10 protein-coding genes are annotated in these 13,511 nt (G+C 31.3%); 7 read left to right on the top strand and 3 right to left on the bottom strand.

What is annotated here, in order from left to right; all coding sequences use genetic code 11:
* Positions 1-490 (bottom strand): aminotransferase class V-fold PLP-dependent enzyme (locus AABM47_RS05265; protein ID WP_338409880.1); only part of this gene is annotated, 490 nt, incomplete at its 3' end.
* Positions 487-1,464: a GNAT family N-acetyltransferase gene (locus AABM47_RS05260; RefSeq protein WP_338409879.1), complete on the bottom strand. Its 978-nt coding sequence runs from the start codon at positions 1,462-1,464 to the stop codon at positions 487-489. The genes AABM47_RS05265 and AABM47_RS05260, both read right to left, overlap by 4 nt.
* Before the next feature lie 100 nt (positions 1,465-1,564).
* Between AABM47_RS05260 and AABM47_RS05255 the strand changes: the two genes are divergently transcribed.
* From AABM47_RS05255 to AABM47_RS05240, 4 genes are all read left to right on the top strand, one after another.
* Complete coding sequence (locus AABM47_RS05255) at positions 1,565-3,367, top strand: gliding motility-associated C-terminal domain-containing protein (RefSeq protein WP_338409878.1); 1,803 nt, start codon at positions 1,565-1,567, stop codon at positions 3,365-3,367.
* Positions 3,368-3,438: 71 nt separating this feature from the next.
* Complete coding sequence (locus AABM47_RS05250; protein ID WP_338409877.1) at positions 3,439-6,441, top strand: amidohydrolase family protein; 3,003 nt, start codon at positions 3,439-3,441, stop codon at positions 6,439-6,441.
* A gap of 78 nt (positions 6,442-6,519) precedes the next feature.
* A complete protein-coding gene (locus AABM47_RS05245) occupies positions 6,520-7,806 on the top strand; it encodes an amidohydrolase family protein (protein ID WP_338409876.1) in 1,287 nt (428 codons plus the stop codon).
* A 60-nt stretch (positions 7,807-7,866) separates the two neighbouring features.
* Positions 7,867-8,655, top strand: coding sequence for an RNA methyltransferase (locus tag AABM47_RS05240; protein WP_338409875.1), 789 nt, complete (start codon positions 7,867-7,869; stop codon positions 8,653-8,655).
* Between the two features lie 18 nt (positions 8,656-8,673).
* Here the strand turns inward: AABM47_RS05240 and AABM47_RS05235 are convergent, their stop codons facing one another.
* Entirely contained in the window at positions 8,674-9,198 is a 525-nt protein-coding gene (locus AABM47_RS05235; protein ID WP_338409874.1) for a CIA30 family protein, read from the bottom strand.
* A gap of 206 nt (positions 9,199-9,404) precedes the next feature.
* On the opposite strand from AABM47_RS05235, the gene AABM47_RS05230 reads away from it, so the two are divergent.
* The 3 genes from AABM47_RS05230 to AABM47_RS05220 all read left to right on the top strand — a co-directional run bounded on the left by AABM47_RS05230 (position 9,405) and on the right by AABM47_RS05220 (position 13,486).
* Entirely contained in the window at positions 9,405-11,624 is a 2,220-nt protein-coding gene (locus tag AABM47_RS05230) for a RelA/SpoT family protein (RefSeq protein WP_338409873.1), read from the top strand.
* Positions 11,625-11,731: 107 nt separating this feature from the next.
* The gene (locus AABM47_RS05225; protein WP_338409872.1) at positions 11,732-12,169 is read left to right on the top strand and encodes a transcriptional repressor; all 438 of its coding nucleotides are present in this window, start codon (positions 11,732-11,734) and stop codon (positions 12,167-12,169) included.
* A 45-nt stretch (positions 12,170-12,214) separates the two neighbouring features.
* Positions 12,215-13,486, top strand: a complete 1,272-nt coding sequence (locus AABM47_RS05220) for an adenylosuccinate synthase (RefSeq protein ID WP_338409871.1) — start codon at positions 12,215-12,217, stop codon at positions 13,484-13,486.
* The last annotated feature ends 25 nt before the right edge of the window (positions 13,487-13,511 follow it).

Below are 13,511 nucleotides of genomic sequence, written 5' to 3'. Positions count from 1 at the left end.
ATTGTGCTGCGTCTTCAACAACTAATAAATTATGTTCTTTTGCAATTTTATTAATTTTATCCATTTCACATAATTGTCCGTACAAGTGAACGAGCAAAATGGCTTTTGTTTTGAAAGTTATTTTTTCTTGAATTAAATTTGGATTAATGTTAAAGGTTTCCAACTTTGGCTCTACCAAAACAGGCACTAAATCGGCCTGAAGTATCGCTAAAACACTAGCTATATAGGTGTTTGCTTGAACAATGACCTCGTCTCCTTTTTGCATCAAGCCCAACTCAATATAAGCTTTAAAAATCAAAACCATTGCGTCTAAACCGTTTCCAATACCTATACAATATTTTGAGTTTGTATATTTTGCAAAATCACTTTCAAATTGTTTGACTTCATCGCCTAAAATAAACCATCCTTTATCTAAAACTAATTTCATTTTTTGTTGAAATTCATCTTGATATTGAGCATTTATTTTTTGAAGATCTAAAAATTTTATCATAGCATAATAGTATCAAGCAAACCGTAATTTGCAGTTTCTACTTCATAAAAATTTTGAACAACTGTTTTAGCTCCAAAACTTTCTTTCCAAAACAATAAGCCTTCATTTATATTTTTGCCCTGATTTTCGTTAGAAGGTCCAAAATCAAAATAGTGTTTGTCTATAAAAACTTCAGTAAGCAAATGATGGTATAAATAATCTAAGCTACCCAATTCATTTTTATCATCGTTCCCCGAAATATATTGAGGATGAGCAACATGTTCTGATATAAAAACAGTCGTTCCAGCAACAATTTTTTTACCATCATAAGCATTAAAATGTCGAATACTCTCTGGAAAACGCTTTTGAAGAAAAGTAATTTCTTTAACTGTATGAACAGGTTTTGCTTGATGTTTTTTATTCAAATTGGGAATTAACATTTCGTTCCAAAACAATTCAAAATTCAATTCTTCTCTAATTTCCAAGTTGTTTTTTTGCCCTCTTCTGATGTTTTCTTTTCGCGATTTGGATATTTTATATGTTTTTGTCGTATCAATGACTGCTAATGAATCACATCTAAAAATTTGAGCTTTTACTATATAAAGAGCATAATTAATTTCTTCCGAAAAACAATCAAAATATATTGAAGGCATTTGTTTCAACTGCAATTTTGAAACTTTATTTTTATGTAAAAATGCTAAAACTAATTTGAAAATTGATATAGCATGATCTAACTTTATAGTTTCTAAAAAAACAAACCCCCCATAAGTCAATCCTTGATGCGAAAAAACAAATTCTCCTAATCTATTGGCAGGTAAAATTGAAATTAATTTTTCGTCTTCAAAAATAAGTAGGGAAAAATCTTCAAATCGATCTTGATGATATTCCATAAAATCCCTGTGAAACAAAAAAGTAGCATTCTTTGCTAGAGCAACAAAGTCATTCCAAAGTGGATAATAATCAGAGTTATACTGTTTTATTATTAAGTTTTTCACAGATTTTTATTGATACGGATTTAGGGTTTTTAAATGAAATAAATTAATATAGTACTTTAATAACTTAAAATTTAATAAATTAGTATTCAAATTTATAACATTGAAAAGCAAATTCGATTTAATTTTTTCAAAAATACTCATTTTATCTTTGGTATGTACTATAAACATGCAAGGACAAAATATTTCCTTGTACGAACAGTTTAATGGAAAATATGACTTTACTTTTATAGGAAACACATTAAATCCCGAAGAAAACACTTTTCAAACTACTTCTACCATTTTTACATCGTCATCTGCAACCCTTAATTTAAACCCAGGAGATGTCATTGAAAAAGCTTTTTTATATTGGGCCGGTTGCGGAACCGGCGATTTTAATATAAAATTAAACAACTTTGATATTGCAGCAGAACGCACTTTTAGCAATACGCTACAAACCCAATATAATTTTTTTAGTGCTTTTGCAGATGTAACAAGTCAAATTCAATCAATAGGAAACACAACCTATACCCTTTCTGATTTAGATGTAAGCAGCTTTATTGATTTACACTTTCAAAACAAAACAAATTTTGCGGGTTGGGCCATCATTATCGTATATTCTAACCCAATACTTCCTCTAAATCAACTTAATGTTTATGATGGCTTACAAGCAGTTTCTCAAATTGCAAATCAATTAAACATTAGTTTAAATGCCCTAAATGTAATTGATACAAATGATGCTAAAATTGGCTTTTTAGCTTGGGAAGGCGATGTGGGTTTAGCCAATAATGAAACACTTTCTATTAATAACACCATATTAAGCAATACGTTAAACCCTCCCACCAATGCGTTTAATGGTACCAATACAATTACAAATAGCACCACATTGTATAATATGGATTTGGACATTTACAACATTCAAAACAACATAAATATTGGAGATACATCTGCTGAAATTCAGATGACTTCGAATCAAGATTTTGTAATGATAAATGCTATTGTTTCCAAACTAAACAGTCAATTGCCTGATGCCAGTATTTCTATTGATGCAGTTAGCCAAGTTTGCGGCTCCAATACTCTTTTAGTTGATTTTACTGTATATAATTTAAATGCAACTGCTGAACTTATTGCAGGTACTCCAATTACTGTTTATGCCAATGGCGAAATTATTGGATCAACACAAACCTTAAATCCTATTGCAATTAACAGCAGTTGGTCTTCACAAATAAATTTAACCATTCCTTCCAACATTTCTTTAGAAATTCAGCTCCAATTTATTGTTGATGATGATGGCACCGGTAATGGAATTATTAACGAAATTATAGAAACTAACAATACTGCATTACAAATTTTTAATCAAGTTGTTGCAATTGAATTTAATATTTTAGAAGATTTGATTTCATGTAATGAAGGACTAACAAAAGGTACATTTGATTTTTCAACATATGAAGAAAGTGTAAAAACAGTTGAAAGTCAAATAGTGTCTTTCTATGAATCTGAAATAGATGCAATAAACCAATCGGATCCTATATTAAACAGCTCAAATTATAGTGCAATTACAACACCAAAAGAAATTTTTATACGGATAGAAAATGAAAATTGTGTTGATTTTACATCATTTTTATTAACCACAAAAAACTGTTTACCCATAGTTTATAATTATGTTTCTGCTAATAATGATGGTATTAATGATACGTTTTTTATAGAAGGTTTGCGCGATAATTTTATTAATTTTAAAGTAAACATATACAACCGCTGGGGAAAATGGCTTTGGACAGGAAATAATTCAAAACCCGACTGGAATGGTTATGTCGAAAATGGTATTGACGAAAAATATGCTCCAGCAGGCACCTATTATTACATTATTAACTTAAATGATGCAGATTTTAAAGAACCCCTAATAGGTTATTTATATTTATCACGATAATTTTAAAATAAAGTTGTTAAAGTTTTTGTTTAATTCTTATATTTAAACTTTTAAATTTAACAATAATTTATATGCAAATTTTTAAACTTTTATTTCTGATACTTTTCAGTGTATGTACTCAAGCACAAGATTACTTTCCTAAAAATGATGGTGTAAAACAATCTTTTAAAAATAGTGTAGCAATTACAAATGCTACAATATATGTTTCCTCTAGTCAAAAAATTGAAAAAGCAACCTTATTATTCAAAGAAGGTAAAATAATTGATGTAGGAACATTAATTTCTATTCCAAAAAACGCAACTATAATTGATGCCTCAGGAAAAACAATTTACCCTTCATTTATTGATCTTTTTAGTGAGTTTGGCATACAAAAACCAACTAATTTAAATAGAAATCAAAATTCATCTCCTCAGTACGATTCCTCAAGAGAAGGTTATTATTGGAATGATCATGTAAAACCTGATTACAACGCATTTGAAAATTTAAGTTACGAAACTAAAGATGCCGAAAAACTTAGAGCCGCTGGTTTTGGAACAGTATTAAGCCACCAAAATGACGGTATAATAGCAGGAACGGGTATTTTATGGACACTTAACGATGAAGGCACTAATGCCAACCGAGTTTTAAACACCAAAATATCGCAACACTTTACGTTTAAAAAAAGCAAGTATTCAAGACAATCTTATCCGTCGTCATTAATGGGAAGTATGGCTTTAATTCGTCAGGTATATCACGACGGAAAATGGTATGAACAAGGAAGTTCTAAAACCAAAGATTTAGCCTTAGAAAGTTTTAATACCAATAAAAAATTGATTCAAATATTTAATGCAGGTGATAAATTAAATAGTTTAAGAGCCAGTAAAATTGGCAAAGAGTTTGGAGTAAATTATTTAATAAAAGGTGATGGAAACGAATTTGAAAAAATAAATGAAATTAAAAATACGGGTGCAACTTTTATTATTCCCATAAACTTTCCTGAAGCGTACGATGTTTCAGACCCTTACTTAGCACAACAAGTAAGTTTGAGTGATATGAAATTTTGGAATCAAGCACCTTTTAATTTAAAAATATTAGCAGATCATGATGTTAATTTTGTACTTACCGCCTTTGACAATAAAGAGCCTAAAGACTTTTTAGAAAACCTTAGAAAAGCTGTTTTATATGGTTTACCTAAAGAAAAAGCACTAGCTGCCTTAACTGAAATGCCTGCCCAATTGTTAAATCTATCCAATCGTATAGGAACACTTAAAAAAGGCGCTTTGGCCAATTTTATTATAGTGTCGGGAGATGTTTTTGAAAAAGACAGTAAAATAAATGAAAATTGGGTTCAAGGCAATCGATCTATATTAGACAAAATGAATGTTCAAGATATTAGAGGAACTTATGATTTAGTTTTTAATGACCAAACATTTGATTTACAAATAACGGGCGACTTAGAAAAACTAGAAGCAAAAACATCAAAAGACAGTATCAATTATGGCACAAAAATAAGCTTTAACGACCCTTGGGTCAATTTAGTTATCAAAACAAAAGACAGCATCCAATCAGGGTATTATAGACTAACGGGCACACTTGTTTCTAGCACATTAACAGGTAAAGCCGTTTTAGAAAATGGTCAAGAAACGGTATGGAGCGCTTCAAAAAAAGTTGTTGCTGAAAAATCGGAAGACAAAAAAAATCTAGATAAAAAAGATCAAGACAAAGCTCTAGAAATGGTCGCTGTATCGTATCCAAATTTAGCATTTGGCAACAGCGAAAAACCAAAAGCTGAAACTTTATTATTTAAAAACGCAACGGTATGGACTGGAGAAAAAGAAGGCATATTGAAGGAAACTGATGTTTTAATTAAAAATGGTAAAATTGTCGAAATTGGTAAAAACTTGTCTAACAAAAACGCCAAAGAAATTGATGCTACAGGAAAACATTTAACTGCAGGTATTATTGATGAGCACTCACATATAGCTATCTCAAATGGCGTTAATGAAGGGGGTCAAAATTCTTCTGCAGAAGTTACTATTCAAGATGTAGTAAATTCAGATGATATTAATATTTATCGCAACCTTTCGGGAGGTGTAACATCCGCAAACTTATTACACGGTTCAGCAAACCCAATAGGGGGGCGTGCTGCGTTTATCAAACTAAAATGGGGTTATTCACCTGATGAAATGATCGTTAAAGACGCTCCTAAATACATCAAATTTGCTTTAGGCGAAAATGTAAAGCAATCCAATTGGGGTGACAATGCCAGAAACCGTTTTCCACAATCTCGTATGGGTGTAGAACAAGTATATGAAGATTATTTTACACGAGCACTGGAATATGAAAACGAGTGGAAATCCTACAATTTAGATAAATCAAAGTCAAAAATAATGCCTCGTTTTGATATTGAAATGGAAGTTTTAGGCGAAATCATTCATAAAAAACGCTTTATAACTTGCCATTCATACGTGCAGTCAGAAATTAATATGCTTATCAAATTAGCCGAACGTTATAATTTTAAAATTCAAACCTTTACCCATATTTTAGAAGGATACAAAGTTGCTGATAAAATGGCCGAACACGGTGTTGGAGGATCAACATTTGCTGATTGGTGGGCTTACAAGTTTGAAGTAAATGATGCCATTCCATACAACGCAGCATTAATGCAAAGTCAAGGCGTTATGGTATCCATCAATTCTGATGATGCCGAAATGTCAAGGCGTTTAAACCAAGAAGCCTCAAAAGCTGTCAAATATGGAAATGTTACTGAAGAAATAGCTTGGAATTTTGTCACCTTAAATCCTGCAATTTTATTACAAGTAGATGACAAAGTAGGGAGTATTAAAGTAGGTAAAGATGCCGATGTAGTACTTTGGACTGACAACCCCTTATCCATATATGCAAAAGCAGAAAAAACAGTTGTAGACGGAATCATATTCTATGATTTAGAAAACGAAAAAGAAATTTTAGCAAGCATTCAAAAACAACGCAGCATATTGATAAACTCTTTATTGGAAGCCAAAAATAAAGGATTAAAAACTCAAGCTCCAAAGAAAAAAGAAATCAAACACTACCATTGTGATACAATGGAATAATATTAATTGCAAAAAATAAAACACAAAATACAATTTCAATTACCGCTTGGCTTTAGTCAATGGTTTAAAAAATTTAAAATGAAAAAATACATCTGTTTATTATTACTTAGCTTCATAACTTTTGCACAACAAACACCTGCTTCAAAGCAAACCAAAAGTATATTAATTAGGGGTGGAAAAGCCCACATTGGAAATGGAACAATTATAGAAAATAGCCTAATATCTATAATAGACGGAAAAATATACGCCATTGGTGATGCTGCACTTATGAAACCAAAAAAACACGACATCGAAATAGAAGCTTCTGGAAAAGAAATTTATCCAGGATTTATTGCACCAAATGCTACCTTAGGCTTGGTAGAAATTGATGCAGTTCGTGCATCAGATGATGAAAGCGAAATGGGTGAAATGAATCCACACATACGAAGCATAATTGCTTATAACACAGAATCTATACTCGTAGAAGTTGCGCGTCCTAATGGTGTTTTATTGGCTCAAATTACACCTCGAGGAGGCCGAATATCTGGTACTTCTTCTGTAGTTCAATTGGATGCTTGGAATTGGGAAGATGCAGTTATTAAAGAAAATGATGGCATACATTTAAATTGGCCTCAAAGTTATTCTCAAGATGGTTGGTGGGCAGAACCAGGAGGAATTAAACCTAATAAAAATTACGAGAAACAAACCACTGAAATTCAAGATTTTTTTACTAATTCAAAAGCATATTTAGCATCAAATGTAACCCTTAGAGACATTGCATATGAAGCCATGAAAGGACTTGAGAATGGTGACAAACAATTGTATATTCATGCTGATGGCGAAAAAGAAATCGTAGATGCTATATTATTCAAAAAGAAAAACAACATTAAAAAAATGATTATAGTAGGAGGTTATTATGCTTTTAAAAACACTCCTTTATTGATAGAAAACAATATTGCTGTTTTGTTAAAAAGGGTGCATGATTTACCTATGTTAGAAGATGAAGATGTAAATTTACCTTTTAAAAACGCAAAGTTATTATCAGACGCAGGTGTTTTAGTTGGGTTAGAAAATATGGGAGATATGGAACGCATGCAAGTACGTAATCTTGCTTTTTATGCAGGTACTTGTGCTGCTTGGGGTATGGAAAAAGAAAAAGCATTGCAACTAATTACATCAAATACTGCAAAAATTTTAGGAATTGATGCCAATTATGGAACCTTAGAAGCTGGAAAAAGTGCAACTCTATTCATATCAGAAGGAGATGCTTTAGACATGAAAACTAATAAAATTTCAACCGCTTTGATTGATGGAAGACAAATTAGTTTAGAAAGTCACCATACAGAATTATACGAACGTTATAAAGAAAAATTTGAAAACAAATAGAGATAAAGTGATTAAGTAACTATGCCTTTAAAACTAGTTACTTAATCCTTAAAAACAAAGATGAAACAAATTACTTCCATACAAAATCCATACATAAAATCATTAGTGCAATTGCAAGAAAAGGCAAAAGCACGCAAGCAATCGGGGAGCTTTTTAATTGAAGGAAAACGTGAAATTGAGCTAGCAATCAAAGGAAATTATCAAATAGAAACTGTTTTGTTTTGCCCTGAATTTATATCAGAAAAGCAAGTAAATAGTTTGATAACTAATACATTGAATACTATAGAAATTTCAAAAGAAGTTTATCAAAAATTAGCCTATCGCGATACAACTGAAGGTGTTTTAGCTGTAGCCAAAACAAAAAGCGTTGCGCTACACGATTTAGTTTTACCTATAAATCCATTAATCTTAGTTTTAGAATCTATTGAAAAACCAGGAAATATTGGCGCTATGCTTCGAACAGCCGATGCCGCTCATATTGATGCGGTTTTATTAGCCAATCCAAAAAGTGATTTGTACAATCCAAACATTGTACGCTCTAGCGTGGGTTGTTTGTTTACCAATCAAATTTCTTCTGGCACAACAGAAGAAATTATTTCATTTTTAAAAGAAAAAAACATTAGTATTTATAGTGCAACATTACAAAATTCAAACGAATATAATAAAATAGACTACACTACTCCAACAGCTTTAGTTGTGGGTACAGAAGCTACAGGTTTATCTCAATTATGGAGAGATCACAGTTCTAAAAACATAATAATTCCCATGCAAGGAACAATAGACTCTATGAATGTTTCTGTTGCTGCTGCCATTTTATTGTTTGAAGCAAAGAGGCAACGGGGATTTTAAATAACTTCTTTTTAATCTTTATTTTAATTCAATTTTATCGATCATAAGTTTAAAAGATTCCTTTTTTTTATTGCCTATCAAAAAAACAATTTCTTCAAAAGAATCACTTTTAAAATTAGGCAAATTAAGTTGTCTACCCCTAAATGAAGGGTATAATTCTTTTAAGTTAATTTCAACCTCCTCCCAGTATCCAGAAGTTTTAAAGGTTGTGATATAAGAATAATAAGAATTTAATTTATCTTTAATTCTAAATTGATATGTCTTGCCGTCACCTTTTAACTTTATAACTACTCGAGTTTGATCGCTCAAGTTTATTTTATCAAATACATACCTCATAGACGAGAAACCACCATTATTTGCCAAAGAAACAGTTCCTTCAAAAACGCCATTACCATCTGAATTTATATAAAAATCACCTCGAGATTTACCTCCCATAACACCATCATCAATAATGCGCCAATCATTAATTGAGCTATCTTTATTAAAATTATAAATTAGAATATTGGACATGGAAAAAAAAAATAATATGAATAAAAATTTCATGATGTTATTTTACATTAATTAGAGCATAATATCAAATATACTAATCTACTTTTCTATCTAAAATCAATTAACAATGATTTATATGATGTTGAATATAAAATTTAAGTTTATTGGAATAAAGTTCCAAAAATAATTCAACCAATTATATAATAATTGTTTGCCCAATCCATAACTTTGTTTTAACTTTAGATACATAATGTTGCCTTATGATAGAAATTGACATAGAAATCGAAAACAAAGCCATTGCAAAAGAATATAAAAATCTTTTACGCATTAGTTATCAAACACTTAGTGCCGAAGATAAAAAAATAATTAGAAAAGCATTTGATGTAGCTGTAGACGCACACAAAGATCAAAGAAGAAAATCAGGAGAAGCTTATATCTTTCATCCTATTGCTGTGGCAAAAATTGTTGCTTCACAAATAGGCCTAGGTGCAACTTCAATCGCTGCTGCTTTGATGCACGATGTAGTTGAAGATACAGAAATTTCCGTAAAGGATATCGAACAAATGTTTAATCCGAAAATCGCTCAATTGGTCGAAGGATTAACTAAAATAGCACAAGTAAAAACAGAACAAGGGGTTTCAATGCAAGCCGAAAATTTTCGAAAAATGCTGCTTACATTAAACGACGATGTAAGGGTTATTTTAATAAAAATCGCAGACCGATTGCACAACATGGAAACCATGGAAAGCATGGCTGATCATAAAAAATCTAAAATCGCGTCAGAAACCTTATACATATATGCCCCACTAGCCCATAGACTGGGTTTGTATACTATTAAAACACAACTAGAAGATTTGGGTTTAAAATATACAGAACCTGATGCTTATAATGAAATTGTAAGTAAAATTAAGGAAACAAAAGAAGAACAAGATACTTATGTAGACTCCATATCTGAAGTGTTACAAAACGCTATTAAAAAAGAAGATATTGATTTTTCTATAAAAGGGAGACCCAAATCTATTTATTCAATTCGCAGAAAAATGAAAGTTCAAGGCGTCACTTTTGATGAAGTATTTGACAAATTTGCTCTTAGAATTATATATAAATCAAATGTTCATGACGAAAAATTCATAGCTTGGAAAATTTATTCGATAGTAACTGATCATTATCGTCCAAGTCCAAGTCGACTTCGCGATTGGATTTCTTCCCCAAAATCAAGTGGCTATGAAGCACTTCATATTACGGTCATGGGGCCTAAAGGGAGATGGGTTGAAATTCAAATTCGCAGCGAACGTATGGACGAAATTGCCGAAAAAGGCTATGCGGCTCATCATAAATATAAAGGTGTTGGTTCAGAAGAGCATGGATTGGAGCTTTGGTTAAATCGTTTAAAAGAGGCTATAGAAAATCAAACATCCCATAACGCAGTTGACTTTGTAGAGGATTTTAAATTAAATCTATATGCCAAAGAAATTTATGTTTTTACACCAAAAGGCGAAATAAAATCCCTTCCAAAAGGGGCAACATCTCTCGATTTTGCATTTAGTATTCATTCCGAAATAGGTTGCAAAACAAGAGGCACACGCGTAAACGGAAAACTAGTTCCTTTAAATCATGAATTAAACAGCGGTGATCAGGTAGAAATAATAACATCCGTAAATCAAAAACCTACATCACAGTGGCTAGATTATGTATCTACTTCAAGAGCTAAAAATAAAATAAAAAGTGTTTTAAACGAAAACATAAAAAAAATTGCAGAAGACGGAAAAGAAATTCTTACCCGAAAATTACGTCATTTAAAAATTGCCTTAAATGAAAAAACGATTAATGAAATGGTTGTTTTTTTTAAATTACAAACCAGTCTAGATTTATTTTACAGAATAGGCATTGGTGCCATTGAAAATCAAAAATTAAAAGACTTTGCTTCACAAAAAAGCAACACGCTAGTCAGTTTTTTCAAAAAAACCATTAGCCGCTCTCCTAGTTTAGAGCCTTCAAAAGTAAAAGGGAATGAGTTGAGTAAAAAAGTTGACATGCTTGTGTTTGGTGTGGAACAAGACAAATTAGAATATAAACTCTCAGCATGCTGCAACCCCATACCAGGAGATGATGTTTTCGGATTTGTTACGATTAATGAAGGTATTAAAGTGCATCAAAAAAATTGTCCAAATGCGATAAGCATGCAATCCAATTATGCTTACCGCATCATGCAAGCTAGATGGATAGACTCCAGTCAAGAAGAGTTTAGAGCTATGCTTAACATCACTGGCATGGACACAATTGGATTAACCAACCAACTAACCAGAATAATTTCTAACCAAATGTTGGTCAATATTAAGGATATATCTTTGAGTAGTGAGGCAGGTATTTTTAAAGGAAATATTACTGTTGTTGTTGCGAATAACACCATACTTAAAAAACTAATTGAGAACATCAAAAAAGTAGATGGTATAGAAAAAGTAAAAAGAATTTATGCATAAAAATTGTGCTAAATTGCAATTGTTAATAAATATGCAAAACGTATTTATATGAAAAATAAAAATAGAAAAAATAAAAGTATCTTTGCATTTATCTGATGGTTAACCAAATGGAAAAAAACACAAATCAAGAAGTTGTAAAAAACGTTTTTACGAAGTATTTAGAAGATAAAGCACATCGCAAAACTCCTGAACGCTATGCTATTTTACAAGAAATATATGATTCTAAAGAACATTTTGATATTGAATCTTTATACATCAAAATGAAAAATAAAAACTACCGTGTAAGTCGAGCAACACTTTACAACACTATAGAATTATTACTAGAATCTGGTTTGGTACGTCGCCACCAATTTGGTCAAAATCAAGCTCACTACGAAAAGTCTTATTTTGACAAACAACACGATCATATCATCATGACAGATTCGGGAGAGGTTATAGAATTTTGTGACCCAAGAATTCAACAAATTAAACAAAGTATGGAAGAAATATTTGGAATTGACATTAAAACACACTCCCTATATTTTTACGCAACAAAAAAACAATAGTACATTCGTAGCATGCTGCGATTCAACAAAAATTAACATACAAAAATGACCGTAGATTTATTATTAGGATTACAATGGGGCGACGAAGGAAAAGGAAAAATTGTTGATGTTCTTACTTCAAAATATGATATCATTGCTCGTTTTCAAGGTGGCCCAAATGCGGGACACACACTTGAATTTGATGGAATAAAACATGTTTTAAGAACAATACCGTCAGGCATTTTTCATAAAAAATCGATAAATATAATTGGTAACGGAGTAGTTATAGACCCTGTTGTTTTTCAAAAAGAAATCGAAGGATTGGAAAAATTTAATTTAGACGTAGCTTCTAAATTATTCATTTCTAGAAAAGCACATCTAATTTTACCAACGCATCGTTTACTAGATGCTGCATCTGAAGCATCAAAAGGAAAGGCAAAAATTGGCTCCACTTTAAAAGGAATTGGACCAACTTATATGGACAAAACTGGCAGAAACGGTATTCGCGTAGGTGACATCGAATTAAAAGATTTTAAATTACGTTACAGAGCTTTAGCAGACAAGCATGAATCAATGATAGCGTTCTATGATATTGATTTACAATATAATCTTCAAGAAATGGAAGATGAATTTTTCACATCTATTGAACAACTAAAAAAATTAACTTTTATTGATTCTGAAGAGTATTTAAACAAATCACTAAAAGAAGGTAAATCTATTTTAGCAGAAGGCGCACAAGGCTCATTATTAGATGTTGATTTTGGAACATATCCATTTGTAACATCATCTAATACAACAGCTGCAGGTGCTTGTACCGGATTAGGTATAGCTCCAAACAGAGTGAAAGAAGTGTATGGAATTTTTAAAGCTTACACTACTCGCGTTGGAAGTGGTCCTTTTCCAACTGAACTATTTGATGAAGTAGGAGCCAATATGGCACGAATTGGAAACGAATTTGGATCTGTAACCGGTAGAGCTAGAAGATGCGGATGGTTAGATTTAGTTGCGCTAAAATATGCTGTACAAGTAAATGGCGTTACAGAGTTATATATGATGAAAGGAGATGTGTTATCAGGTTTTGATACTTTAAAAATATGTACTTCTTATACATATAAAGGACAAAACATCAAACATTTACCTTACAACATAGAGCCTGAAAATGTAGAGCCTGTTTATACCGAAATGAAAGGATGGCAAGCAGATTTAACAAAAATGACTGCCTATAATGAGTTGCCAATTGAATTAAAAAATTACATAACATTTATTGAAAACGAACTTGAAGTGCCTATTAAAGTAATTTCAGTTGGACCAGATAGAACTCAAACTATTACTAACTAAGTAAGAATTTATTAGTATAACTAAA

Origin of the sequence: uncultured Flavobacterium sp. (assembly GCF_963925415.1) — a bacterium.
GTDB lineage: Bacteria > Bacteroidota > Bacteroidia > Flavobacteriales > Flavobacteriaceae > Flavobacterium.
The sequence above is the reverse complement of the archived record's forward strand: the minus strand, read 5'-3'. Positions and strand labels throughout refer to the sequence as shown.